The organism is Photobacterium sp. GB-56, assembly GCF_003026105.1.
In the GTDB taxonomy this organism is placed as follows: Bacteria; Pseudomonadota; Gammaproteobacteria; order Enterobacterales; family Vibrionaceae; genus Photobacterium.
Genome location: NZ_PYNW01000006.1, coordinates 96,488 through 121,772, shown reverse-complemented (window position 1 = coordinate 121,772; position 25,285 = coordinate 96,488). Strand labels below are relative to the sequence as shown.

Here is a 25,285-nt window from a genome sequence, read left to right as displayed (position 1 = left end):
GTTATGGACAGTATGCAGTTTGTGTAGCAGTACCATCAGTCGTACAGTATGTTGTCCAAGTAACTCCGTTTGATGAATACGCACCTTTCATTACGTAGGTTTCACCTGACTTAATTGGAGATTTAGTTGCATCTGCAGTTGCTACAAGGTTAACAGCGCCTGATGCAGTAGTATCAGCGACAGTTGTAACAGTGATACCATTCAATGTTAGGGTTGAAATACCATCACTGACCCCATTAATACATTTCGCTTTGAAGTCAGCTCCATCTGCTGCTTTTTCATGAGCACAAACTTCAATAGCTAATTTTGTTGAAGCTGCAACTTTTGGAAATTCTGATAAAGTTGCTTTTTTTGTATAGTCTTGATAGGCAGGCACTGCAAACGCTGACAAAATACCAATGATCGCCACTACGATCATCAATTCAATAAGAGTAAAACCCTGTTGTTTTTTCATTTCTCTGTCCTTAAGTAACAAAATAATAAATGAGTTAACTTCATAAATTCGCGAATGGAATTATGTTCAGAATAGAGGCTTTATTGTTAGAGTGAATAACGAAAAAGGGATAGCTCGGCACGGGTGGTAAAAATAAATTGTGTGTTACAGAAGTTGCAAAGCTCAAAGCGAGTAACCGCTCGTAATTAGATTTGATTTTTATAAAATTCAGTAAGATGTGAAGTAGAAAGAGAAAAATTAGTGGTTATTTTTCTCTTTCTTTATAAATTAAGGTACCAGTTCAATATTTGTGTCACAAAAAATTGATAGTAAAGTAGCGCTATTTAAAACGCATCGATAAGTCCATCGCTTTAACGTGCTTAGTCAGTGCACCTACCGAAATATAATCCACCCCCGTTTCAGCACATTCGCGGATATTGCTAAGGGTAATATCCCCTGAGTTTTCTAATGCCACACGTCCAGCGTTAAACGCGACGGCTTCACGCATCATGGCTAAGGTAAAGTTATCCAGCATCACAATATCAGCGCCGGCTTCAATGGCTTGTTTTAGCTCTGCCAGACTTTCTGTTTCTACTTCGACAGGTTTATTTGGATTAAGCTGTTTCGCTGTAGTGATGGCTTGCTCAATACCACCACAAGCAATGATGTGGTTCTCTTTTATAAGGTAGGCATCAAACACGCCAATACGGTGATTAAAGCCACCACCGCAAGTCACGGCATATTTTAATGCGCTACGCAGACAAGGAACAGTTTTACGGGTATCGAGTAGGCGAGTGTTGGTGCCTTTTAACTGTTTGACATATTCAGCTGTTAATGTCGCGCAACCGGATAGGGTTTGGATAAAGTTCATCGCGTTACGCTCGCCGGTAAGCAGCGCTCGTGACGGGCCTGATAGGGTACACAAGGTTTGATTAGGCTCAACCACATCACCATCTTCTACGTGCCAATCAATGGTGACTTCGCCACCGAGTTGCTTAAATACTTCATCAGCCCACATTTTTCCGCAAAATACGCCATGTTCGCGAGTAATAATAGTGGCAACGCCTTGGCTATCGGCAGGAATTAGATTGGCTGTAATATCGAGATTGGCATTAATCTCACCACCTAAATCTTCGCGAAGTGTATCGGCAACAGTACGGCTGATCTCGATTGGGAGAAGTTGTTTAAGGTAAGCGAGGCGGGCACTGCTATCGTGTTTGTGTTCCATATCTGTCTTCTTGTATCCATTGCGCGTTTAGCAGCAAAAGTGCTGCGAATGATGGCGCAAATCATACCGTGAGAAAGGAGTGGGATAAAGTGAATACGGGTTAATCGAATGTTAATCACCAAATATTTGGTTGTTTCTATCTATTACTGCGATAGGCAAAAGCGATGAGAGGAAATTGGCTTTTCAATATAAGCTAATGATACTTTACCTGCTAATTTGGTTTTAGTAACACGTAAATAGAAGATGGATTATGACGTTATTGATTAACGATGATCATTGGTTACAGACAGCAAGGCGTGTGCCATCCCCTTTTTGTGATAATAGACCTCATGACGAGATGTCATTGCTGGTGGTACATAATATAAGCTTACCACCGGGTAAATTTGGTGGTCCTTATATTGAGCAGCTGTTTACTGGGCAATTAAACCCTGCAGATGATCCGTATTTTGAAATTATTCATCAGTTTCGTGTTTCTGCTCACTGTTTGATACGCCGAGATGGTGAAATAGTGCAGTTTGTGCCTTTTAATCAGCGTGCTTGGCATGCGGGGGTATCAAAGTTTGATGATCGGGATAAGTGTAATGACTTTTCAATTGGCATCGAATTAGAAGGCACAGATCACCTGCCGTATACTTCTGAACAATATCAAATGCTGACAAAATTGACTCAATCTTTGATGAGCCGTTATCCCGCTATCACCCGAGAGCGTGTAACAGGGCATGAATTTATTGCCCCTGGACGAAAAACAGATCCTGGTTTATCGTTTGATTGGCGACGGTTTAAAAAACAGCTTTAAAAGGGCAGTTATTAGACTAAAGTTTTATTTACGAATGGAAATTGGTCAAATTGGTCTGACCAATTTTCATAATCACTCTGCTTTTTATTCCTTCCTATCACCTTTTTCGTTGCTTGGCTGTTTCTAGCTCTGAATATGTAATGTTTTATTAATAAGTCAAAAGTTTAATTTTTTGTTAAAACCAACTTCGTTCTATGATTTCAATCAAGTTGCGTGTGGACATCTTTATTTATTTCTGTAAACTTTCACCCGGTAAAATAATTGGTAATACCAATTATCCGATGATTCGGTCTTTATGAAACGGGATTAATATAAGAAGCGTCGATAAAAATGACTTATAAACGCATTAAACAACCAAAGCTTTCTGATGCTATTGAGCAGGAATTGGAGCGCTTGATTTTAGAGGGAATTTTGTCCCCAGGTCAGCAATTACCTCCAGAGCGAGAGTTGGCAAAACAATTCGATGTTTCTCGTCCTTCCGTTCGTGAGGCGATCCAACGTTTAGAAGCAAAGCATTTGCTTACTCGTCGCCAAGGCGGCGGAACATTCGTAAAAGAAAAGTTATGGCAAAGTTTTTCTGAACCCTTATTGGATCTATTAGCGACTCATCCGGAAACACAATTAGATTTATTGGAAGCTCGCCATGCACTAGAAGGCTTAGCCTCTTATTTTGCGGCATTGCGCGGTAACGAAGAAGATTTTGTTCGCATTCGCGATTGTCATCAGCGTATTCAAGACGCGCAGCAACAAGGGGATTTACCCTTAGAAGCTAGCGCGGTAATGCAATATCTTATTGCGGTAACAGAATCGGCTCACAATGTGGTGTTACTGCATATTATTCGTAGTTTAGCGCCGCTACTTGAGCAAAACGTATTACAAAATTTCGAACTCCTAAACCGCCGACCTGAGGTGGTGGAGAAAGTAAGAAAGCACCGAGCTAATATTGTGCAGGCGATTGTTTCTGGTGAGCCTGAAAAGGCCCGTGAAGCATCGCACGCACATTTGGCTTACATCGAGGAAACCTTGTTGGATTTATCGCGTGAAGATAGCAGGCGTGAACGCTCTCTTCGTCGGATTCAACAGCGCAAGGACGGGTTAGAGTCTTAACTTCATACCTAAAAACGAAGTTAGACCTAGTCGCGACATTGTTAGTAGATTATCAACGAAAGGATAGATCGCATGTCTGAAGTCATGAAAAGTGACGTGGATGTACTGGAAACTCAAGATTGGTTAGAAGCACTTGAATCAGTAGTCCGTGAAGAAGGTGTAGAACGCGCACAGTTCTTACTTGAGCAAGTATTAGAAAAAGCTCGTTTAGATGGTGTAGATATGCCGACTGGCGTAAACACAAACTACATCAACACAATTCCAGCAGCACAAGAACCCGCGTATCCAGGTGATGTAACATTAGAGCGTCGTATCCGTTCTATCATCCGTTGGAACGCAATCATGATCGTTCTACGTGCATCTAAGAAAGATTTAGACTTAGGCGGCCACATGGCTTCTTACCAGTCTGCTTCTGCTTTTTACGAAGTATGTTTCAACCACTTCTTCCGTGCGCCTAACGATGTTGATGGCGGTGATTTGGTTTACTACCAAGGCCACATTTCTCCAGGAATTTACTCTCGTGCGTTTGTTGAAGGTCGTCTAACTGAAGAGCAGCTAGATAACTTCCGTCAAGAAGTTGATGGTAAAGGTATTCCTTCATACCCACACCCTAAACTAATGCCTGAATTCTGGCAGTTCCCAACGGTTTCTATGGGCCTAGGTCCAATTTCTGCGATCTATCAAGCGCGTTTCCTTAAGTACCTAGAAGGTCGTGGCCTTAAAGATACTTCAGCTCAGCGCGTATACGCATTCTTGGGCGATGGTGAGATGGATGAGCCAGAATCACGTGGTGCTATTTCTTTCGCTGCGCGTGAGAAACTAGACAACCTATGTTTCCTAATCAACTGTAACCTTCAGCGTCTAGACGGCCCAGTAATGGGTAACGGTAAGATCATTCAAGAGCTTGAAGGTCTATTTAAAGGTGCTGGTTGGAACGTTGTTAAAGTGATCTGGGGTAACAACTGGGATGCACTACTAGCAAAAGATACGACGGGTAAGCTTCTACAGCTTATGAACGAAACTATCGATGGTGACTACCAAACATTCAAATCTAAAGATGGCGCTTACGTACGTGAGCATTTCTTTGGTAAGTACCCAGAAACTGCAGCACTTGTTTCTGACATGACTGATGAGCAAATCTTCGAGCTGAAGCGTGGTGGTCACGATTCTTCGAAACTATTTGCAGCATTTAACAATGCAAAAGAAACAAGCGGTAAGCCAACGGTGATCCTAGCTAAGACTGTTAAAGGTTACGGTATGGGTGAAGCGGCTGAAGGTAAGAACATCGCTCACGGTGTTAAGAAGATGGACATGACTCACGTTCAATACTTACGTGATCGTCTAGGTCTACAAGATCTTATCTCTGAAGAAGATCTTAAGGCTCTGCCTTACCTAAAACTGGAAGAAGGCTCTGCTGAGTACAACTACTTACACGCTCGTCGTGATGCGCTACACGGTTACACACCTAAGCGTAGTCCTAAGTTTACTCAAGAATTTAAAGTGCCTGAGCTTGATGCATTTGCGCCACTACTAAGTGAGCAGAAGCGTGAAATTTCAACCACTATGGCTTATGTTCGTGCGCTAAATATTCTTCTTAAAGATAAAGCAATCGGTAAGAACATCGTGCCAATTATCTGTGATGAAGCGCGTACGTTCGGTATGGAAGGTCTGTTCCGTCAGGTTGGTATCTACAACCCAGATGGCCAAACTTACACACCAGAAGATAAAGGCATTGTTTCTTTCTACAAAGAAGCAACATCTGGTCAGGTACTTCAAGAAGGTATCAACGAACTAGGTTCAATGGCATCTTGGGTTGCTGCTGCAACATCTTACAGCACCAACGATCTTCCAATGATCCCATTCTACATCTACTACTCAATGTTCGGTTTCCAACGTATTGGTGACATGGCATGGCTAGCAGGTGACCAACAAGCACGTGGCTTCCTACTAGGCGCTACTGCTGGTCGTACAACACTGAACGGTGAAGGTCTACAGCACGAAGATGGCCACAGTCATATTCTTGCAAACACAGTACCTAACTGTATCTCTTACGATCCAACGTTTGCTTACGAGCTAGCGGTTATCATGCAAGACGGTATTCGTCGCATGTACGGTGAAAATCAAGAGAACATTTACTACTACCTAACAGTAATGAACGAAAACTACGCAATGCCAGCAATGCCAGAAGGCGCTGAAGCAGGCATTCGTAAGGGTATTTACAAGCTTGAGTCTCACGCTGGTGATAAGTCTAAAGTTCAGTTAATGAGCTCTGGTACTATCATGAACGAAGTACGTAAAGCGGCACAGATCCTAAGTGAAGAGTACGGTGTAGCGTCTGATGTTTACTCTGTAACATCATTCAACGAACTAACTCGTGATGGTCAAGATTGTGAGCGTTACAACATGCTTCACCCAACTGCAGAGAAGAAGGTTCCTTACCTAACAACTGCAATGGGTTCTGAGCCTGCAATCGCTGCAACGGACTACATGAAGAACTACGCAGAACAAGTACGTGCATTCATGCCATCTGAGTCTTACAAGGTTCTTGGTACTGATGGTTTCGGTCGTTCTGATAGCCGTGCAAACCTACGTCGTCACTTCGAAGTGAATGCTGGCTATGTTGTTGTTGCTGCACTTTCTGAACTCGCTAAACGTGGCGATATTGATAACGCTGTAGTTGTAGATGCAATTGCTAAGTTCGATATCGACGCTGACAAGATCAACCCGCTATACGCATAAGAGGCAAATTAAAAATGGCAATCGAAATTAATGTACCAGACATCGGTGCGGATGAGGTTGAAGTAACTGAGATTCTTGTTAGCGTTGGCGACAAGGTTGAAGAAGAGCAATCACTGATCACTGTTGAAGGCGATAAAGCTTCAATGGAAGTTCCTGCTTCTCAAGCGGGTATCGTTAAAGAAATCAAAGTTGCTGAAGGCGACACGGTTTCTACTGGTTCTCTAATCATGATTTTCGAAGCCGAGGGTGCAGCTGAAGCTGCACCTGCTCCTGTGGCTGAAGCAGCGCCTGCTGCTCCAGCTCCAGCAGCAGCGGCTGAACTGAAAGAAGTTCATGTTCCAGATATCGGTGGTGATGAAGTTGAATGTACTGAAATCATGGTATCTGTTGGCGATACAGTAGAAGAAGAGCAATCTCTAATTACTGTTGAAGGTGACAAGGCTTCTATGGAAGTACCTGCACCATTCGCTGGTACTGTTAAAGAAATCAAAATTGTAGAAGGCGATAAGGTTTCTACTGGTTCTTTAATCATGGTATTTGAAGTGGCCGGCACTCCGGTGGCTGGCTCTGCACCTGTTGCTCAAGCAGCAGCGCCTGCTCCAGCAGCACCTGCAGCATCTGCAGCGAAAGAAGTTAACGTTCCTGATATCGGTGGTGACGAAGTAGAAGTTACTGAAATCATGGTATCTGTTGGCGATACAGTGGAAGAAGAGCAATCGCTAATCACTGTTGAAGGTGACAAGGCTTCTATGGAAGTGCCTGCACCATTCGCTGGTACAGTTAAAGAAATCAAGATCGCAGAAGGCGATAAGGTTTCTACTGGCTCACTAATCATGGTATTTGAAGTGGCCGGCACTCCGGTTGCTGATGCAGCACCTGTAGCTCAAGCGGCAGCGCCTGCTCCTGCAGCAGCACCTGCGGCGGCTCCAGCAAAAGCTGAAGCGCCTGCTGCAACAGGTGATTTCGTTGAAAACAACGAATACGCACACGCATCACCAGTTGTTCGTCGTCTAGCTCGTGAGTTCGGTGTTAACCTTGCGAAAGTTAAAGGTACTGGCCGTAAGAACCGCGTTCTTAAAGAAGACGTACAAAACTTCGTTAAAGATGCACTTAAGCGTCTTGAGTCTGGTGCAGCAGCTTCTGCGTCAGGTAAAGGCGATGGCGCAGCGCTTGGTCTACTACCTTGGCCGAAAGTTGATTTCAGCAAGTTTGGTGAGACTGAAGTTAAGCCACTATCTCGCATTAAGAAGATCTCTGGCGCTAACCTACACCGTAACTGGGTAATGATCCCTCACGTTACACAGTGGGATAACGCAGATATCACTGCGCTTGAAGCATTCCGTAAAGAGCAAAACGCGATTGAAGCGAAGAAAGACTCTGGCATGAAGATCACACCACTTGTGTTCATCATGAAAGCGGCTGCTAAAGCACTTGAAGCATTCCCTTCATTCAACTCTTCTCTATCTGACGATGGCGAGAGCTTGATCCTGAAGAAATACGTGAACATCGGTATCGCAGTCGATACGCCAAACGGCCTAGTTGTTCCTGTATTTAAAGATGTGAACAAGAAAGGTATCTACGAGCTATCTGAAGAGCTAATGGCTATTTCTAAGAAAGCACGTGCTGGTAAGCTAACTGCATCTGATATGCAAGGCGGCTGTTTCACTATCTCAAGCCTTGGTGGCTTAGGTGGTACTGCATTCACACCAATCGTGAACGCACCAGAAGTAGGTATCCTAGGTGTATCTAAGTCTGAAATGAAACCAGTATGGAACGGTAAAGAGTTCGAACCGCGTCTACAACTTCCATTATCACTATCATACGATCACCGTGTGATTGATGGTGCTGAAGGTGCGCGCTTCATCACTTACCTAAATGGCTGTCTATCAGACATCCGTCGTTTAGTACTTTAAGGTTTCACATCCACAACGCCATGCCTACAATGCGTAGGCATGGAATTGTTGTGTAGCTCACAGGCTGCAGTAATTTATTTTTCACTCTGTTAACAGGTCTGTAGACTTGTTGTCCATCTGAAAGATAAACGTATACAAATACGTAAAAGTTACCTGATAGCTTGTTAGGGATATAAGACTTACAACGAGGTCATAATGAGTAAAGAAATTAAAGCCCAGGTAGTGGTGTTGGGTTCAGGCCCTGCTGGTTACTCTGCTGCATTCCGTTGCGCTGACTTAGGTCTAGATACGGTTCTAATTGAAAAATTCAACACACTAGGTGGTGTATGTCTTAACGTGGGTTGTATCCCATCAAAAGCATTACTTCACGTAGCGAAAGTTATCGAAGAAGCAAAAGCAATGGCTGAGCACGGCGTTGTTTTTGGTGAACCACAAACAGACATCGATAAGATCCGTCTGTGGAAAGATAAGGTAATTACTCAGCTAACTGGCGGTCTTGGCGGTATGGCTAAGATGCGTAAAGTTAATGTTGTGAACGGTTACGGTAAATTTACTGGCCCTAACAGCATTGTTGTTGAAGGCGCAGATGGCCCAACAACAGTTAACTTTGATAACGCGATTATCGCGGCGGGCTCTCGCCCAATCGAACTACCATTCATTCCGCATGAAGACCCACGTATTTGGGATTCAACAGATGCGCTAGAGCTTAAAGAAGTACCTGAGAAGTTACTTGTTATGGGCGGCGGTATCATCGGTCTTGAAATGGGTACGGTTTACCACGCGCTAGGTTCTCAAATCGACGTTGTTGAGATGTTCGATCAAGTGATCCCAGCTGCGGATAAAGATATCGTTAAAGTATTTACTAAGCGTATCGCGAAGAAATTCAACCTGATGCTTGAAACGAAAGTAACAGCTGTTGAAGCAAAAGAAGACGGTATTTATGTAACGATGGAAGGCAAAAAAGCACCTGCTGAGCCTGTTCGTTACGATGCTGTTCTTGTTGCTATCGGTCGTGTGCCAAACGGTAAACTGATTGACGCTGAAAAAGCGGGTATCAATGTTGATGAGCGTGGCTTTATTAACGTTGATAAGCAAATGCGTACGAATGTTGCTCACATTCACGCTATTGGTGATGTTGTTGGTCAACCAATGTTGGCTCACAAAGGTGTGCATGAAGGTCACGTAGCGGCTGAAGTTATTTCTGGTAAGAAGCACTACTTCGATCCTAAAGTTATTCCTTCAATTGCTTACACTGAGCCAGAAGTTGCGTGGGTTGGTAAGACTGAGAAAGAAGCGAAAGCGGAAGGCATCAACTACGAAGTTGCTACATTCCCATGGGCGGCATCAGGCCGTGCTATCGCATCTGATTGTGCTGACGGTATGACGAAGATGATCTTCGACAAAGACACGCACCGTGTGATCGGTGGTGCTATCGTAGGTACTAACGGTGGTGAACTACTTGGTGAAATCGGTCTAGCGATCGAGATGGGTTGTGATGCTGAAGATATCGCATTAACTATCCACGCTCACCCAACACTACACGAATCAGTAGGTCTTGCTGCTGAAGTATTTGAAGGCTCTATCACTGACCTTCCAAATGCAAAAGCGGTAAAGCGTAAGAAGTAATTACTACTTGTTATGATAATAAAAAAGCGCCTAAGGGCGCTTTTTTATTATCTGCTGTGTAGCAATGCTAACCTTCTATTTCAGGTTACAACTTAAAGGTACCGACCATATCATCAAGACGTTGTGATAGTTGACGTAATGCTTGGCTTGAATCAGCTAATTGCGCGGCTGTTTCTGCGGTTAGCTGAGTGGTTTCATTTATCTCTTCAATATTACAATTAATGTCTTGTACCACGGTTGACTGCTCTTCTGTCGCGGTAGCCACTTGGGTATTCATATCGGCAATTAAACTAATACGCTCAGAAATCGACACTAAAGCAACAGATGCTTGATCGGAAGCTGATCCCCCATTTTCAGATAGCTGACGGCTTTGTTCCATCGCAACCACTGCATTGGATGCTTCTTGCTGGAGGCGGTTGATCATCGCTTGGATCTCGTCGGTAGAATCGGCAGTACGACTAGCAAGATTACGCACTTCATCGGCCACGACCGCAACCCCTCGTCCTTGTTCGCCAGCACGTGCTGCTTCAATCGCGGCATTAAGGGAAAGTAGGTTAGTTTGCTCTGAGATCCCACGGATCACATCTAAAATACTACCAATCGACTGGGTATTACTTGCCAGTGAGTCAATGACATCGCTGACTTGGCTAATATCCGATGACAGTTGATTTATGGTATTACGTGCTTCACCAACAACGGTTTGACCATCATGGGTTTGATACTTAAATGTTTGTAATTCATAAAACGGCTTATATTTATGAGCAAGTGAACAGACCATGCACAACGTGACAACGCAATACTGATCAATGAAATGAAAATACGCCGTTATGTATCTGCAAATTTGTTACAAAACTTTAGTGATTTACGTCACTAAATATGACCTGTAGCTAAAAAAGAGAAAATAAAACCAATATGAAACAAGCGACTTTTATTTTATGCGTTATAAATATTGAGGATCGCTTTACACATTATGAACAAAGAATTTTCCTAAAATGTGAATGTTGTAAAAAAGCAGTAGTTTTTAAGTTTACGTTAAAAATGGTATAATACTGCACAGTTTTGGTCTCTCCTAAAGGGTTTTGGCTCTGACAATGTTCAGCAAAACATGATTATAAGAATCTAGAGATCACTCACTTCCAAGGATGTTTGGCCTATGGTGCCAGACCGTAATATGAGGAATATGTCGTGCTTGAAGCCTACCGTAAACACGTCGAAGAGCGTGCTGCTGAAGGGGTTGTTGCTAAACCATTGGATGCTGAACAGGTTGCCGCTCTTGTTGAGTTACTAAAAAATCCGCCAGCAGGCGAAGAAAGTGTTCTGCTGGATCTACTAGAAAATCGTATTCCCCCGGGCGTTGATGAAGCGGCATACGTAAAAGCGGGTTTCCTTGCTGCGATCACTAAAGGTGACGCGCAATCACCTATCGTAAGTAAAGAAAAAGCCGCAGAGTTACTCGGCACAATGCAAGGTGGTTACAATATCGAACCACTTATTTCTTTGCTTGATGATGACACGCTAGCTCCGATTTCAGTTAAAGCGTTATCTCATACATTATTGATGTTTGATGCGTTCTACGATGTAGAAGAAAAAGCAAAAGCAGGCAATGTATTTGCTCAGCAAGTTCTCCAATCATGGGCTGATGCTGAGTGGTTCCTATCTAAACCAGCATTGGCTGAAAAAATCACCCTGACTGTATTTAAAGTCACAGGTGAGACCAACACCGATGACTTATCACCAGCACCTGATGCATGGTCTCGTCCAGATATCCCACTTCACGCGCTTGCGATGCTGAAAAATGAACGTGAAGGTATCGTGCCTGATCAACAAGGCTCTGTGGGTCCGATCAAGCAAATCGAAGCGTTAAAAGAAAAAGGTCATCAGCTTGTTTATGTTGGTGATGTTGTAGGTACAGGCTCTTCTCGTAAGTCTGCGACTAACTCTGTGCTTTGGTTCATGGGCGATGATATCCCTTATGTACCGAACAAGCGTGCGGGTGGTTATGTTTTAGGTGGCAAGATCGCTCCTATCTTCTTTAATACGATGGAAGATGCAGGCGCACTACCGATTGAAGTTGATGTAACTCAACTCGCGATGGGTGATGTGATTGATGTGTACCCATTTAAAGGTGAAGTTCGTCGTCACGAAAGTGATGAGCTAGTGTCTACTTTTGGGCTAAAAACGGATGTGCTGATTGATGAAGTACGTGCGGGTGGTCGTATTCCATTGATCATTGGTCGTGGCCTAACCGATCGTGCGCGCCAATCATTGGGTTTACCATCATCGGATATTTTCCGTCGTCCTGTTGCGGTTGAAGATAGCGGTAAGGGTTATACTTTAGCGCAGAAGATGGTAGGTAAAGCATGTGGTGTTGAAGGCGTTCGCCCAGGCACTTACTGTGAGCCTAAGATGACAACGGTAGGTTCGCAAGATACCACAGGTCCTATGACTCGTGATGAATTAAAAGACTTAGCATGTCTTGGTTTCTCTGCTGAACTTACGATGCAGTCGTTCTGTCATACCTCGGCTTATCCGAAACCGATTGATGTTAATACTCACCACACATTACCTGATTTTATTATGAATCGTGGTGGTGTATCACTTCGTCCGGGTGATGGTGTTATTCACTCATGGCTAAACCGTATGCTACTGCCTGATACCGTTGGTACAGGTGGTGACTCACATACCCGTTTCCCATTAGGTATTTCATTCCCAGCTGGTTCTGGCCTTGTCGCTTTTGCTGCGGCAACAGGTGTTATGCCGTTAGATATGCCTGAATCTATTCTGGTTCGCTTTAAAGGTGAGATGCAAGAAGGTATCACGCTACGTGATCTGGTTCATGCGATCCCATACTACGCGATTCAGCAGGGTCTACTGACCGTTGAGAAAGCAGGTAAGATCAACGAATTCTCTGGTCGAGTACTGGAGATCGAAGGTGTTGAGCACCTAACGGTTGAGCAAGCATTTGAGCTATCAGACGCATCGGCAGAGCGTAGTGCGGCAGGTTGTACGGTTAAGCTTTCTGAAGAATCGATTGCAGAATACTTAAATTCAAACATCGTGATGCTGAAGTGGATGATTTCTGAAGGTTACGGCGATCGTCGTACCATTGAGCGTCGTATTACTGCGATGGAAGAGTGGTTAGCCAATCCTGAGCTAATGACCGCAGATAGCGATGCTGAATACGCACACGTGATTGAAATTGACTTGGCAGATATCAATCAGCCAATTCTATGTGCGCCAAATGATCCTGATGATGCGCGTTTATTGTCTGACGTTCAAGGTACACAAATTGATGAAGTGTTTATCGGTTCATGTATGACGAACATTGGCCACTTCCGTGCAGCAGGTAAACTGCTAGAGAAATTTGGTGGTCAGCTAGATACACGTTTGTGGGTCGCACCACCAACGAAGATGGATAAAGATCAGCTAACGGAAGAAGGCTACTACGGTATCTTTGGTCGTGCTGGGGTTCGTATTGAAACGCCGGGATGTTCACTGTGTATGGGTAACCAAGCACGTGTTGCAGATAAGGCGACAGTGATGTCGACATCAACCCGTAACTTCCCGAACCGTTTAGGTACAGGTGCCAATGTTTACCTATCTTCAGCTGAGCTTGCTGCAGTTGGTGCTATTTTAGGTCGTATTCCAACGAAGGAAGAATACCTAGAATACGCGAAACAAATTGATGCAACAGCGGCGGATACTTACCGTTACTTAAACTTCCACCGTATGGAAGATTACACTAAAAAAGCGGATGAAGTGATCATTCAACAACCAGCTTAGTCATTGTGCTTAGTTGTTGATTAAATAATAAAAAACGCCTCGAATATTCGAGGCGTTTTTTGTTGGTATGGAAAAAGTTTTTATTAGCGACCTAAGGTGTAAATCGCTGCGACATTACGTGCTGTGAGCTCAACGTTAATTGCAGCTTCTGCAAGTGCTTCAGCTAAACTTACCGAGCGTGGTACGACACTGAATACCGCATCAATACCGTGCTCATAAACAACATCACAGTCATAAGATAAACATCCTGCAATACCAATGACAGGTTTGTTAAAACGCTTGGCCGTACGTGCCACACCAATCGGGGTTTTACCGTGAATCGTTTGGCTATCAATGCGGCCTTCACCAGTGATCACTAAATCAGCGTCTTTTAATACATCTGCTAAATTGACCGCATCCATAACGATTTCTATCCCTGGGCGTAACTGTGCGTTAAATAGTCCAAGTAAAGCAGCTCCCATACCGCCAGCAGCCCCTGCACCTGCCATGTCTTTTACATCAGTACCTAAATCGCGTTTAATGATTTCTGCATAATGGGCGAGGTTGGTATCGAGTTGCACTACCATCTCAGGTGTTGCACCTTTCTGTGGGCCAAATACCTGAGATGCCCCTTTTTCACCACACAGTGGATTATCGACATCACAGGCAACTTCTAATTTGACCTGAGCAAGACGAGGGTCGATATTACTAATATCAATATGGTGTAAGCGAGCTAACGCACCGCCGCCGAAGCAAATTGGGTTGTTGTTTTCATCCTGTAGACGTACCCCCAACGCTTGTGCCATCCCGATACCACCATCGTTAGTTGCGCTACCACCGATACCGACGATGATGTGTTCAACTCCTTTATCTAATGCTGCGAGAATTAATTCACCAGTCCCAAAGCTGTTGGTTAACATGGGGTTTCGCTGCTCAGGGCTAACAAGATGTAAACCGGAAGCTGCAGCCATTTCAATAATCGCGGTTTTTCCATCCCCCATTAAGCCGAAGAAGCCATTCACTTGTTCGCCTAACGGTCCTGTTACTGTGCACTCAATAATGCGACCGTTGCTAGCATCCACCAATGATTGAACTGTGCCTTCACCACCATCAGCCATGGGAAGCTTTATGTATTCAGCGTTTGGTAATACTTGGCGGAAACCGTTTTCAATCGCGGTAGCCACTTCCATTGCCGTTAAGCTTTCTTTGTAAGAATCAGGAGCAATAATAATTTTCATAATAATGAGCTCTAAACGAAGAGAAGGAATACGAGCATTTTTGTTATGGTTACGTCATTGTGTAGCACGATTTGCGTCTACTTGTGGTATTGAGTTGCATTTCTTGAGTAGATCCTGACAATGGGCGGCAGCATATAGGCTGTATTTTATCAGCTTATTAAAGCAAGAAGATCATCTATGAGGAACGAAAGGTATGGACTACGAATTTAAAAAAAATACCTTGGACGGTACTTATCACGCTATTTTCTCTATGGGTCATGAAGTATTGGGTCGTTGGATCATTGAAGAAATAGGTAAGGATACCGAGAAGCTCGATCTCATCATGGATCAACTTAGTGCAATGAAAAACAGTAGCCAAGAATGGCGTTTAGTGGGGGAAGAATTAACCCTATTATTGCAAGATAATGAAGCCTTGGTTCAAGCTAACTGTTTGTTTTCAGAAGAAGAGGAAGACTTTGAAGAGGATTTTCATTTCTATGATGAAGAAAGTCTTTCTGTTTGTGGTTTTGAAGATCTTGAGCAAGTGTTAGAAGGTTGGCGTACTTTTATTGCGCGTTTTTAATTTTCTTATCGAGCTTTAAAAATAGAATTGATTTGAGGCGTTTTTATGCTTCATGTTAGTGAGGAGGCTGCACTGTGATGGTGCAGCCTTTTTTCGTTAATTTTCTTTAAATATCTTAAGTTATTGAATTTTAATGTAAATAAAAGTTGGCACAATGCTTGTTTGTTAAATAACTGTAAACATCAAGGATTGGGTATTTGAGGAGCAAGCAATGAAGATAATTAACGCCATTATTAAGCCATTTAAATTAGACGACGTACGTGAGGCATTAGCCGATGTCGGTGTAGAAGGTATGACCGTCTCGGAAGTCAAAGGATTTGGCCGACAGAAAGGGCATACAGAGCTTTACCGTGGTGCTGAATATCAGGTTGATTTTTTACCTAAGGTGAAAATTGAAATTGCAACGCAAGCTCAGAATTTAGATGCCATTGTTGAAGCTATCAGCAATGCCGCACAAACCGGGAAAATCGGTGACGGCAAAATTTTTGTTTACGATCTTGAGCACGCGGTACGTATTCGTACCGGTGAAGTGGACACAGAAGCACTGTAGTTCACAACAATAAAAGAATTGATGAATTGGGTTATTAGGGGAAGACGACCATGGAATTATCAACAACAGTAATAGAATTACGTTATGCGTTAGACACATTTTTCTTTTTGCTCTCTGGCGCATTAGTGATGTGGATGGCGGCAGGTTTTGCGATGTTAGAAGCAGGCCTTGTACGTTCGAAAAACACCACTGAAATTTTAACTAAAAATATTTGTTTATACGCTATCGCTTGTACCATGTATCTATTGGTTGGTTACAACATTATGTACGTCGATAATAGTGCGGGTGGTTGGTTACCCTCGTTTGGAGCATTAATTGGTACGCAAGCTGAAGGCGCTGATCACTCTTTAGAATCTGACTTCTTTTTCCAAGTTGTCTTCGTTGCGACTGCGATGTCTGTTGTTTCTGGTGCGGTAGCTGAACGTATGAAGCTATGGTCATTCTTAATCTTTTCTGTAGTGCTAACAGCGGTTATCTATCCTGTAGAAGGTTACTGGACATGGGGTGGTGGTTTCCTATCAGAAGCAGGCTTTAGCGACTTTGCAGGTTCAGGTATTGTACATATGGCAGGAGCTGCAGCAGCACTAGCGGGTGTATTGTTACTGGGAGCACGTAAAGGTAAGTATGGTAAAAATGGCGAGATTTACCCAATTCCGGGTTCAAACATGCCACTTGCGACATTAGGTACATTTATTCTGTGGTTCGGTTGGTTTGGTTTCAACGGCGGTTCACAGTTAATGGTATCTGACTTTGAAAACGCAACGGCTGTTGGTCAAATTTTCCTAAATACGAATGCCGCAGCTGCCGCTGGTGCCATTGCAGCACTAGCAGTATGTAAAACAACATGGGGTAAAGCTGATTTAACTATGGTGTTAAACGGCGCGTTAGCCGGTCTTGTAGCTATCACGGCCGATCCATTATCGCCATCACCTGTTGCTGCGTTAATTATTGGCGTGGTTGCTGGTGCATTAGTTGTGTTTAGTATCATTGCGCTTGATAAAGTGAAGATTGATGATCCAGTAGGCGCGATTTCAGTACACGGTGTATGTGGTTTATTTGGTCTAATGGTCGTGCCATTTAGTAATGCTGATGCAAGCTTTATGACTCAGTTATTTGGTGCTGCGGTTATCTTCGGTTGGGTGTTTGCAGCAAGTTTAGCGGTATGGGGTGTACTAAAAGTCACGGTTGGTATTCGCGTAACAGAAGAGGAAGAACTGGAAGGTATGGATTCACATGATTGTGGTGTTGACGCCTACCCAGAATTTGTTAGCGTGAAATAAAATATAAGTAATTGATTAATTTATAGATAAAAACTCGCCACCTAGAAATGGGTGGCGAGTTTTATTTTTGATTGTAATAAATTGTAACTACTGGATTGCGAAGGTAAGTGTTTTACGTATAATGAATCTTATTGAGAAACGTTATCATTACATTTTGCATTTAAGGGAATAATCAATGAAAAAGCTTTTAGCTTCAGCAATCCTTATGGGTTTAGCCGCTCCTCAAGTTGCCACTGCGGCTGAAGAGGTTAATGTTTATTCATACCGCCAACCTTTCTTAGTTGAGCCTATGTTTAACGAATTCACAAAAGAAACTGGTATTAAAGTTAATGTGAAATTTGCTAAAAAAGGTCTTGCTGAAAAGCTTGAGCAAGAAGGTGAATACAGCCCTGCTGATGTTGTCCTAACAACCGATATTAGCCGTTTGGTAGAGCTATCTGATAAGAAATTAGTTCAGCCAGTGGATAGCAAGCTGATTGATGGTAATGTTCCTGCACAGTTTCGTGATAACGAAGATGAGTGGTTTGCTCTAACATTGCGTACGCGAAACGTATATTCATCAAAAGATCGTGTAGGTAAGCTACCAGCGTCTTTTGATTATGCTGATTTAGCAAAGCCTGAGTGGAAAGGTAAAATTTGTACACGTTCAGGTAAGCACCCATATAATGTTTCACTCGTTTCATCGATGATTGCACATTACGGCGAAGCAGAAACGAAAACATGGTTAGAAGGTGTGAAAGCAAACCTTGCTCGTAAACCTCAAGGTAACGACCGCGGACAAGTTAAAGCGGTTAAAGAAGGCCTATGTGATTTAGCGATTGGTAACAGCTACTACTTAGGTAAGATGGTTAACGATGAAAACCAAAAACCATGGGCTGAAGCGGTTTATATTAATTTCCCAGGTCAAGAAGGTAATGGTACGCACGTTAACGTAAGTGGAATGGCAATGGCGAAATACGCGCCAAACCAAGCTAACGCACTTAAGTTAATGGAATTCTTAACGTCTGATAAAGCACAAGAAATGTACGCTGAAGTGAACTATGAATACCCAGTTAAAGAGGGTGTGAAGCGCTCAGAGCTTGTGGCATCTTGGGGTGATTTTAAAGCTGATGATGTATCACTAGACAAGATTGCACAGTACCACAATGCAGCAACAAAACTGCTGGATGAAGTGAAGTTTGATCTGTAATTAGTTACAAAATAAATGGGGTGCTAAGCCCCATTTTTGCATCATGCTTGGTAAATTTCACAATAAGTTGTGGTAGTTTCCTCTTCCCATCACTAGGGAATGTCGATACTTAATCTTGCCGTTTTTCTTATGGTTGAGATATTGGAAAATACTAAGTAGTAGTCAATGAAAGAAAAGTTTTTGTTCTGGAAAGCCGGTAGTTGGACCTTTGCTCTGCTACTGGTTTTTCCCATTCTGGCAATATTTTTTACCGCAATGGGTAATTCAGATGAGGTGTTTGGTCACCTAATGAATACGGTGATGCCTACCTATGCCTTTAATACTGTTGCTTTAGTTTTTGGCACGGTACTGTTATCTCTGTGCTTCGGTCTTCCTACTGCTTGGTTAATGGCAATGTGCCGCTTACCAACTGAAAAAACACTTCAATGGGCACTTGTTTTACCTTTAGCTATGCCCGGCTATATTGTTGGTTACCTCTATACTAATTGGTTTGACTACGCGGGCCCAATTCAGATTTTTTTACGTAGTATGTTCGGCTGGCAGCATGTTAGTGACTACTGGTTTCCTGACCTTCGCTCATTAGGCGGGGCATGTTTTGTTTTAGCGTTAGTACTGTATCCTTATATTTATCTTCTTGTTCGTGCTGCTTTTATGGAGCAGAGCGTCAGCTTATTGCAATCAGCACGTTTGCTTCGTTGCACACCCTGGGAAAGTTTCCGCCGTATTTCACTGCCGTTAGCACGTCCGGCAATTGCTGTTGGGGTGTCGCTTGTGGCGATGGAAGCATTAGGAGATTTTGGTACGGTTAGTTACTTTGCCGTTAATACGCTAACGACAGCGGTTTATGATACGTGGCTAGGTTATTCTAATCTTTATGCTGCCGCGAAAATCTCAGCCATCATGTTGCTTGTTATATTCTTTTTGATCAGTTGTGAGCGTTTCAGTCGTCGTAAGCAAAAGATGTTTCAACATCAATGCGATAACGATGGGGATGTTAAGTACAACTTAAGAGGATGGAAAAAGTGGCTAGCACTCGTATGGTGTTGGGGGCTTGTTGGCTGTGCTTTTATTTTTCCTCTGTTACAACTGGGTTATTACGCTGTTGAGTATTTTAGCCAAAGTTGGACGCCTGAATTTAAACAGTACAGCTTAAATAGCTTATTTGTCTCGATTACTGCTGCTGTTATAGCGGTAATGTTAGGGCTTTTGGTTAACTTTTATCGACGCCTTGATGGTAACGGTCTTAGCCAAATACCAATCCGTTTATCGTCATTAGGCTACGCAGTACCGGGTACTGTGTTGGCGATAGGGGTGATGATCCCACTAACCAGTGCTGATCATCTGGTTAATGATATTGCGATTAGCTTAGGGCTAGGTCGTCCGGGGTTAATTTTCTCAGGCTCGATATTCGCGATTATTTTTGCCTTTGTGGTCCGTTTTGCTGCCGTTGCGATTGGTAGCATTGAAACAAGTTTAACCAAAGTATCGCCATCATTAGATATGGCGTCGAAAACCATGGGTTATGCCTCAACGGCGATGTTGAGAAAAGTCCATTTGCCGTTAATACGTCGGGGTTGTTTAATTGCGGGGTTACTGGTGTTTATTGAGTCGATGAAAGAGCTCAATGCAGCTTTGTTGCTGCGGCCATTTAATTTTGAAACCTTAGCGACTTACGTATTTAATTTTGCGTCAGATGAACAGCTAGAGCTAGCTGCATTACCGGCTATTTTGCTGGTGGTTGTGGGTTTAATTCCCTTGGTATTGGTTAACCGATCTTTGGAGCAAAAGAACTAATGAAACATGCATTATCTGTCAGCGGCTTAACCTGTAGTTACCATGGTCAGGCTGTGTTGCAAGACTTATCGTTAGCGGTTAACTCAGGTGAGATCGTTTGTCTGCTAGGCGCAAGTGGCTGTGGTAAGACAACGCTGTTAAAAGCGATTGCAGGATTGCTGCCTTTAGAACAAGGCTTAATGTCGATTAATGGGCGGACAATTGTTGATAAGCAGCAATGGGTACCACCAGAAAAACGTAATATTGGGATGATTTTCCAAGACTATGCCTTGTTCCCGCATTTAACCGTGGCGCAAAATATTGCCTTTGGTCTACGCCATTGGGATAAAGCCCGTACAGACGCCAAGATCCAAGAAATGTTAACCTTGGTGCATTTAACAGGGTTAGAGGATCGTTATCCACACCAATTATCAGGAGGACAACAGCAACGTGTCGCGATTGCTCGGGCACTGGCGTGTGAGCCTGATTTGATTTTGTTAGATGAGCCATTTTCTAACATAGATACACAAGTACGACATAGTTTGATTCGTGATATTCGAAAAATCTTTAAAGCGCAGGGAGTGACAGCGATCTTTGTTACCCATAGCCGTGAAGAAGCTTTCGCTTTTGCTGATAAAATGGCAGTAATGAATCATGGTGTGATTGAACAATTTGGTAGTGCTACAGAGTTGTATTATCAGCCAAGTAGTCGATTTGTTGCTGATTTCCTCGGTACCGGGTCTTACCTTCCAGCGACGGTAAAAAATCAAACGCGTTTGCTGACACCATTAGGTGAGTTAGCGTTAGCGTCTAATGAAACGTTACTTGATGAGACGTCTGTTGATTGGCTATTAAGGCCACAAAACTTGCGTGTCATGCTACAAAACGATGGTGATGGTGAAATTATCGAACAACAATTCATGGGAGATAGCTGTCGTTACACGGTTGATTTTTCAGGTTATAAATTGATTGTTAATTCAAATTTATTGATGAATGTTGGCGATCGTGTTGCAGTTGAAGTTGAGCCTCATTTACCAGTGGTGTTTGCGGTTGCGTAGCTGTTTGCAAAGAGATAGTTGAGCTCAATTTTGCTAATAATAAAGCCTGCATGATGCAGGCTTTATTATTTATGCACTTGAATTAGCGATTTAAAGCTAATGCTTCAAGGTAGATTTCAGCTTGTTCTTGGAGTGCAGTTTGATCTGGCAGTAAATTAGCTTGGATATAAATTACGTAACAAATACCGTGTAATAATTTCGCTAAATCATCGGCTTTTTGTGCGGTAGTAATTTCACCATTATCGATAGCTTGGGCAAACGCATCACGTACTTTATGAAGGTTATTACGGTTGGTTTCAACAAATTGTGGCCATACTTCATCACGTACCGAAGTACTCCATTCAAACCATACTTTAATCCAATCTTGTTGCTCTAAAACTGTATCGATAAGATTGTGACTTATACAGGTTAAACGTGCATGCAGTGTCTTGTTTTTATCACCCAAACATTCTTCTAGTAATGCACTAAACTCGTTTTCAACTTCAATGAGTACTTGTTCAACCAGTGACTCACGGGTTGGAAAGTAATTAAACACAGTTGCAACAGAAACGTTTGCCATTTCAGCGATATCAGCATGCCCTGCACGACCGATACCTCTTCTGGCAAAAACTTCTAATGAGTAATCAAGAAGTTGTTGTCTTCTCTTTTCAGGTGAAAGACGAGTACGGGTTTTTTTTGTAATCGTATCCATAATTAATAATCCCTAGCCTAAGAATAAAAACTGTTTATGCATCTGCTTTAATAAAGCTAGGTTACATAATAAACAACTGTTCGGCAAATATAACTAATCTAAAGTGTTTCGGATTATTGACACTATTGATTAAATAACCATTATTTCTGAGGAGTGGTACAATGCGATTCCTTTGAAATAAGTAGCCTGTGATGGCTAGTGCAGTCGCACAAGTGGAGAAGAAAATGAAACATACAATTGAAGTAATGATTTCTGAGCAGGAAGTTCAAGAACGTGTTAAAGAGCTAGGCAAGCAAATTACTGAGTGTTACAAAGATTCAAAAGATCTAGTGATGGTAGGTTTATTGCGTGGTTCTTTTGTGTTCATGGCAGATCTTGCACGTGCGATTGACTTGCCTCATGAAGTCGATTTTATGACTGCATCAAGCTACGGTAATACGATGGAAAGTAGTCGTGATGTGCGGATTTTGAAAGATCTTGATGATGACATCAAAGGCAAAGATGTACTGCTGGTAGAAGATATTATCGATACCGGTAATACATTACATAAAGTGTACGAGATCTTATCGCTGCGTGAACCTAACTCGATTCGTATCTGTACCTTACTTGATAAGCCAGAGCGTCGTGAAGTGGACGTGAAAGTTGATTGGCACGGTTTTGTTATTCCTGATGAATTCGTTGTGGGTGTCGGTATCGACTACGCACAAAAATACCGTCATTTACCTTTCATTGGTAAAGTGGTTCCGGAATAAAAAAAAAGCGACCTGATGGTCGCTTTTTTTATCATGATCGATTCTAAAGCTTAGTTAGTTTTTTCAGTAATATGATCATTGATAGACTGTTCTAACGGTGGCAGCAGTGAAGACATTGCCGATTGGTAGCCGACTTCAAGCGTTTCACGACTGGTTGAGGTAACACCAAGATCTTTAAGTACGCCATTGCTTGTACTATAGATCCAACCATGAATCTTCACTTCTTGTCCGCGTTCCCATGCTTGCTGCAAAATGGTTGAGTTACCCAAGTTATAGACTTGCGAGGCTACGTTAATTTCAGATAATTTATCATCCCACTCTTGGCGAGGAAGGGCACCTAAATCAGTACGGTGCTTTAAGTAAAGGTCGCGAATATGCAGTAGCCAGTTATTGATTAAACCTAGCTGTGGGTTTTCAATGGCAGCGGTAACGCCACCACAGCCATAGTGACCACAGATAATAATATGTTTTACCTTCAGTACATCAACAGCATACTGAACCACGGATAAACAGTTAAGATCGGTGTGGATCACTTGGTTGGCTACATTTCGGTGGACGAATAATTCACCAGAGACAAGTCCCGTTAAACGTTCTGCGGGAACACGACTGTCTGAACAACCGATCCAAAGGTATTGTGGATGTTGTCCTTTTGCCAGTTCGGTAAAGTAGTCAGGATCTTCATTTTTAATGTTCTCTGACCAAGATAGGTTGTTTGCGAAGAGCTGCTTAATATCTGCCATGATGATACCTTATATTGATATGTTCCTTACTATACACAAGCTTCGCTAATAGCAAATCGGATTAGTGATAGATAATTAATAATTCCTTTTAATTTTGTAACAGAAAGATTGCAATTTATGAACGCTTTAGAAATAAAAAATGTAAGAAAAACTTACAAAGGCGGTGTGGAAGCTTTAAAGAATATGAGCTTAACCGTTGATGAAGGGGATTTTTTTGCGTTATTAGGGCCTAATGGTGCGGGAAAATCGACCACTATTGGCATCATTAGCTCACTGGTGAATAAGACCTCGGGCTCGGTAAAAATCTTTGGTTATGATTTAGACTCTGAAAAAGTCGATGCGAAAAACCAGCTAGGGTTAGTGCCACAAGAATTTAATTTCAATCCTTTTGAAACGGTTGAGCAAATCGTGATTAACCAAGCAGGTTATTACGGTGTAGAGCGATCGCTTGCTAAAGAGCGTGCTAAGAAATATTTATCACAGCTTGATTTATGGGGTAAGCGCAGTGAGCGTGCGCGTAATTTATCCGGTGGGATGAAGCGTCGATTAATGATCGCTCGTGCATTAATGCATGAACCTAAGTTGCTGATTTTAGATGAGCCAACCGCGGGTGTCGATATTGAATTACGCCGATCTATGTGGACGTTTTTACGTAAAATAAACCAAGAAGGGGTGACGATTATTCTTACCACTCACTACTTGGAAGAAGCCGAAATGCTGTGTCGTAATATCGGTATTATTAATCATGGTGAATTGATTGAGCATACCTCAATGAAACACTTATTGGGAAAGCTTGAATTAGAAACGTTTATTTTAGATATCAACCCGCAACAGACGCCACCAAACCTGATTGGCTTCAATAGCCTATTGGTTGATAGTGCGACGTTGGAAATTGAACTGAAAAAAGGCGAAAGTTTAAATCCTGTATTTAGTCAATTAACAGAGCAAGGGATTGAGGTTAAATCGATGCGCAATAAGAGTAACCGTTTAGAGGAATTGTTTGTCACTTTGGTACACCAAGCACAGAATAATAAAGGGGTTGAGGCGTGAAGAAACAATATTGGATCGCTTTTAAAAGCTTAATTGCCAAAGAAATCCATCGATTTACACGTATTTGGGTGCAAACGTTAGTCCCACCTGCCATTACCATGACCTTGTATTTCATTATTTTTGGTAACTTAATTGGTAGCCGAATAGGTGATATGGAAGGGTTTAGTTATATGGCCTATATCGTTCCAGGTTTGATCATGATGTCAGTGATCACTAATTCTTATTCTAATGTAGCGTCTTCTTTTTTTAGTGCTAAATTTCAGCACAACATTGAAGAGTTATTGGTTGCGCCAGTTCCTAACTACATCATTATTGCCGGTTATGTCGGTGGTGGTGTACTACGTGGTTTAGCCGTAGGGACATTAGTTACGATTGTATCATTGTTGTTTGTAAAGCTTCACATTGCACATATTGGTGTGATTGTAGCCACCGTGGTAATGACATCTATCGTGTTCTCATTAGGCGGTTTAATTAATGCGGTATTTGCCCGCACGTTTGATGATATCAGTATTATTCCAACGTTCGTGCTAACGCCGTTGACCTATCTTGGTGGGGTGTTTTACTCGATCAATCTACTGCCTGAATTTTGGCAAGGTGTATCGAAGATCAACCCAATCGTTTATATGGTGAATGCCTTCCGTTACGGCTTTCTTGGCGTCTCTGATGTGGGAATTGGTACATCGTTTGCTGTATTGAGTGTTTTTGTTATTGCGTTGTATAGCGTGGCATACTATCTAATATCACGCGGTATTGGATTACGTTCATAACGTGATATTTGAGATAAAAAAATACCGCTTA

At 42.6% G+C, this 25,285-nt stretch carries 20 protein-coding genes and 1 pseudogene; 15 read left to right on the top strand and 6 right to left on the bottom strand.

Annotation, left to right across the window (positions count from 1 at the left end; all coding sequences use genetic code 11):
- Window position 1: 1 nt before the first annotated feature.
- Both C9J42_RS10695 and nadC read right to left on the bottom strand, forming a co-directional pair.
- Window positions 2–454, bottom strand: a complete 453-nt coding sequence (locus C9J42_RS10695; RefSeq protein ID WP_107301991.1) for a prepilin-type N-terminal cleavage/methylation domain-containing protein — start codon at window positions 452–454, stop codon at window positions 2–4.
- 319 nt (window positions 455–773) lie between these two features.
- The gene (gene nadC / locus C9J42_RS10690) at window positions 774–1,661 is read right to left on the bottom strand and encodes a carboxylating nicotinate-nucleotide diphosphorylase (RefSeq protein ID WP_107301990.1); all 888 of its coding nucleotides are present in this window, start codon (window positions 1,659–1,661) and stop codon (window positions 774–776) included.
- A gap of 250 nt (window positions 1,662–1,911) precedes the next feature.
- Here nadC and ampD point away from each other — a divergent pair, with 250 nt between their 5' ends.
- From ampD to lpdA, 5 genes are all read left to right on the top strand, one after another.
- The gene (gene ampD / locus C9J42_RS10685; RefSeq protein WP_107206566.1) at window positions 1,912–2,457 is read left to right on the top strand and encodes a 1,6-anhydro-N-acetylmuramyl-L-alanine amidase AmpD; all 546 of its coding nucleotides are present in this window, start codon (window positions 1,912–1,914) and stop codon (window positions 2,455–2,457) included.
- A gap of 330 nt (window positions 2,458–2,787) precedes the next feature.
- Window positions 2,788–3,564: a pyruvate dehydrogenase complex transcriptional repressor PdhR gene (gene pdhR / locus C9J42_RS10680; RefSeq protein WP_107246344.1), complete on the top strand. Its 777-nt coding sequence runs from the start codon at window positions 2,788–2,790 to the stop codon at window positions 3,562–3,564.
- A 72-nt stretch (window positions 3,565–3,636) separates the two neighbouring features.
- Window positions 3,637–6,303 carry a pyruvate dehydrogenase (acetyl-transferring), homodimeric type gene (gene aceE, locus C9J42_RS10675; RefSeq protein ID WP_107206568.1) on the top strand — a complete coding sequence of 889 codons (2,667 nt, stop codon included), beginning with the start codon at window positions 3,637–3,639 and terminating at the stop codon, window positions 6,301–6,303.
- A 14-nt stretch (window positions 6,304–6,317) separates the two neighbouring features.
- Window positions 6,318–8,216 carry a pyruvate dehydrogenase complex dihydrolipoyllysine-residue acetyltransferase gene (aceF, locus tag C9J42_RS10670; protein WP_107301989.1) on the top strand — a complete coding sequence of 633 codons (1,899 nt, stop codon included), beginning with the start codon at window positions 6,318–6,320 and terminating at the stop codon, window positions 8,214–8,216.
- A gap of 195 nt (window positions 8,217–8,411) precedes the next feature.
- Window positions 8,412–9,842, top strand: coding sequence for a dihydrolipoyl dehydrogenase (lpdA, locus tag C9J42_RS10665; RefSeq protein ID WP_107206570.1), 1,431 nt, complete (start codon window positions 8,412–8,414; stop codon window positions 9,840–9,842).
- Between the two features lie 85 nt (window positions 9,843–9,927).
- On the opposite strand, the pseudogene C9J42_RS10660 reads toward lpdA, so the two are convergent.
- A pseudogene (locus C9J42_RS10660) lies at window positions 9,928–10,560 on the bottom strand (methyl-accepting chemotaxis protein); the annotation flags it as partial.
- A gap of 467 nt (window positions 10,561–11,027) precedes the next feature.
- Between C9J42_RS10660 and acnB the strand changes: the two are divergent.
- On the top strand, window positions 11,028–13,625 hold the full coding sequence (gene acnB, locus C9J42_RS10655; RefSeq protein ID WP_107246347.1) for a bifunctional aconitate hydratase 2/2-methylisocitrate dehydratase: 2,598 nt from the start codon (window positions 11,028–11,030) through the stop codon (window positions 13,623–13,625).
- An 83-nt stretch (window positions 13,626–13,708) separates the two neighbouring features.
- On the opposite strand, the gene C9J42_RS10650 is transcribed toward acnB, so the two are convergent.
- A complete protein-coding gene (locus tag C9J42_RS10650) occupies window positions 13,709–14,842 on the bottom strand; it encodes a glycerate kinase (protein WP_107260199.1) in 1,134 nt (377 codons plus the stop codon).
- A gap of 193 nt (window positions 14,843–15,035) precedes the next feature.
- Between C9J42_RS10650 and C9J42_RS10645 the strand changes: the two genes are divergently transcribed.
- The 6 genes from C9J42_RS10645 to C9J42_RS10620 all read left to right on the top strand — a co-directional run bounded on the left by C9J42_RS10645 (window position 15,036) and on the right by C9J42_RS10620 (window position 21,254).
- On the top strand, window positions 15,036–15,404 hold the full coding sequence (locus C9J42_RS10645) for a YacL family protein (RefSeq protein WP_005371287.1): 369 nt from the start codon (window positions 15,036–15,038) through the stop codon (window positions 15,402–15,404).
- Between the two features lie 211 nt (window positions 15,405–15,615).
- The gene (locus C9J42_RS10640; RefSeq protein WP_008987933.1) at window positions 15,616–15,954 is read left to right on the top strand and encodes a P-II family nitrogen regulator; all 339 of its coding nucleotides are present in this window, start codon (window positions 15,616–15,618) and stop codon (window positions 15,952–15,954) included.
- A gap of 50 nt (window positions 15,955–16,004) precedes the next feature.
- Window positions 16,005–17,234 (top strand): ammonium transporter, encoded by a 1,230-nt coding sequence (locus C9J42_RS10635; RefSeq protein WP_107206573.1) that lies wholly within the window; start codon window positions 16,005–16,007, stop codon window positions 17,232–17,234.
- Window positions 17,235–17,409: 175 nt separating this feature from the next.
- Window positions 17,410–18,423, top strand: coding sequence for a Fe(3+) ABC transporter substrate-binding protein (locus tag C9J42_RS10630; RefSeq protein WP_107206574.1), 1,014 nt, complete (start codon window positions 17,410–17,412; stop codon window positions 18,421–18,423).
- 165 nt (window positions 18,424–18,588) lie between these two features.
- The gene (locus C9J42_RS10625) at window positions 18,589–20,217 is read left to right on the top strand and encodes an iron ABC transporter permease (protein ID WP_107206575.1); all 1,629 of its coding nucleotides are present in this window, start codon (window positions 18,589–18,591) and stop codon (window positions 20,215–20,217) included.
- Window positions 20,217–21,254, top strand: coding sequence for an ABC transporter ATP-binding protein (locus C9J42_RS10620; RefSeq protein ID WP_107206576.1), 1,038 nt, complete (start codon window positions 20,217–20,219; stop codon window positions 21,252–21,254). Before C9J42_RS10625 ends, C9J42_RS10620 begins: the two co-directional genes overlap by 1 nt.
- Before the next feature lie 82 nt (window positions 21,255–21,336).
- Here the strand turns inward: C9J42_RS10620 and C9J42_RS10615 are convergent, their stop codons facing one another.
- Window positions 21,337–21,945: a TetR/AcrR family transcriptional regulator gene (locus tag C9J42_RS10615; protein ID WP_107206577.1), complete on the bottom strand. Its 609-nt coding sequence runs from the start codon at window positions 21,943–21,945 to the stop codon at window positions 21,337–21,339.
- Between the two features lie 224 nt (window positions 21,946–22,169).
- On the opposite strand from C9J42_RS10615, the gene hpt reads away from it, so the two are divergent.
- Window positions 22,170–22,697 carry a hypoxanthine phosphoribosyltransferase gene (hpt, locus tag C9J42_RS10610; protein WP_107206578.1) on the top strand — a complete coding sequence of 176 codons (528 nt, stop codon included), beginning with the start codon at window positions 22,170–22,172 and terminating at the stop codon, window positions 22,695–22,697.
- 50 nt (window positions 22,698–22,747) lie between these two features.
- Here the strand turns inward: hpt and can are convergent, their stop codons facing one another.
- Entirely contained in the window at window positions 22,748–23,437 is a 690-nt protein-coding gene (can, locus tag C9J42_RS10605) for a carbonate dehydratase (protein ID WP_105060977.1), read from the bottom strand.
- 117 nt (window positions 23,438–23,554) lie between these two features.
- Between can and C9J42_RS10600 the strand changes: the two genes are divergently transcribed.
- Both C9J42_RS10600 and C9J42_RS10595 read left to right on the top strand, forming a co-directional pair.
- Window positions 23,555–24,487: an ABC transporter ATP-binding protein gene (locus tag C9J42_RS10600; RefSeq protein WP_107260193.1), complete on the top strand. Its 933-nt coding sequence runs from the start codon at window positions 23,555–23,557 to the stop codon at window positions 24,485–24,487.
- On the top strand, window positions 24,484–25,254 hold the full coding sequence (locus tag C9J42_RS10595) for an ABC transporter permease (RefSeq protein ID WP_107206580.1): 771 nt from the start codon (window positions 24,484–24,486) through the stop codon (window positions 25,252–25,254). Before C9J42_RS10600 ends, C9J42_RS10595 begins: the two co-directional genes overlap by 4 nt.
- Window positions 25,255–25,285: the final 31 nt, after the last annotated feature.

What these genes read in the sequence shown, in the direction of transcription:
- C9J42_RS10615 (WP_107206577.1), bottom strand. Translation starts at nt 21,945, where the DNA reads ATGGATACGATTACAAAAAAAACCCGTACTCGTCTTTCACCTGAAAAG.
- C9J42_RS10650 (WP_107260199.1), bottom strand. Translation starts at nt 14,842, where the DNA reads ATGAAAATTATTATTGCTCCTGATTCTTACAAAGAAAGCTTAACGGCA.
- aceF (WP_107301989.1), top strand. Translation starts at nt 6,318, where the DNA reads ATGGCAATCGAAATTAATGTACCAGACATCGGTGCGGATGAGGTTGAA.
- C9J42_RS10630 (WP_107206574.1), top strand. Translation starts at nt 17,410, where the DNA reads ATGAAAAAGCTTTTAGCTTCAGCAATCCTTATGGGTTTAGCCGCTCCT.
- pdhR (WP_107246344.1), top strand. Translation starts at nt 2,788, where the DNA reads ATGACTTATAAACGCATTAAACAACCAAAGCTTTCTGATGCTATTGAG.
- C9J42_RS10635 (WP_107206573.1), top strand. Translation starts at nt 16,005, where the DNA reads ATGGAATTATCAACAACAGTAATAGAATTACGTTATGCGTTAGACACA.
- C9J42_RS10640 (WP_008987933.1), top strand. Translation starts at nt 15,616, where the DNA reads ATGAAGATAATTAACGCCATTATTAAGCCATTTAAATTAGACGACGTA.
- hpt (WP_107206578.1), top strand. Translation starts at nt 22,170, where the DNA reads ATGAAACATACAATTGAAGTAATGATTTCTGAGCAGGAAGTTCAAGAA.
- C9J42_RS10600 (WP_107260193.1), top strand. Translation starts at nt 23,555, where the DNA reads ATGAACGCTTTAGAAATAAAAAATGTAAGAAAAACTTACAAAGGCGGT.
- C9J42_RS10625 (WP_107206575.1), top strand. Translation starts at nt 18,589, where the DNA reads ATGAAAGAAAAGTTTTTGTTCTGGAAAGCCGGTAGTTGGACCTTTGCT.
- lpdA (WP_107206570.1), top strand. Translation starts at nt 8,412, where the DNA reads ATGAGTAAAGAAATTAAAGCCCAGGTAGTGGTGTTGGGTTCAGGCCCT.
- nadC (WP_107301990.1), bottom strand. Translation starts at nt 1,661, where the DNA reads ATGGAACACAAACACGATAGCAGTGCCCGCCTCGCTTACCTTAAACAA.
- aceE (WP_107206568.1), top strand. Translation starts at nt 3,637, where the DNA reads ATGTCTGAAGTCATGAAAAGTGACGTGGATGTACTGGAAACTCAAGAT.
- C9J42_RS10695 (WP_107301991.1), bottom strand. Translation starts at nt 454, where the DNA reads ATGAAAAAACAACAGGGTTTTACTCTTATTGAATTGATGATCGTAGTG.
- C9J42_RS10620 (WP_107206576.1), top strand. Translation starts at nt 20,217, where the DNA reads ATGAAACATGCATTATCTGTCAGCGGCTTAACCTGTAGTTACCATGGT.
- ampD (WP_107206566.1), top strand. Translation starts at nt 1,912, where the DNA reads ATGACGTTATTGATTAACGATGATCATTGGTTACAGACAGCAAGGCGT.
- C9J42_RS10645 (WP_005371287.1), top strand. Translation starts at nt 15,036, where the DNA reads ATGGACTACGAATTTAAAAAAAATACCTTGGACGGTACTTATCACGCT.
- can (WP_105060977.1), bottom strand. Translation starts at nt 23,437, where the DNA reads ATGGCAGATATTAAGCAGCTCTTCGCAAACAACCTATCTTGGTCAGAG.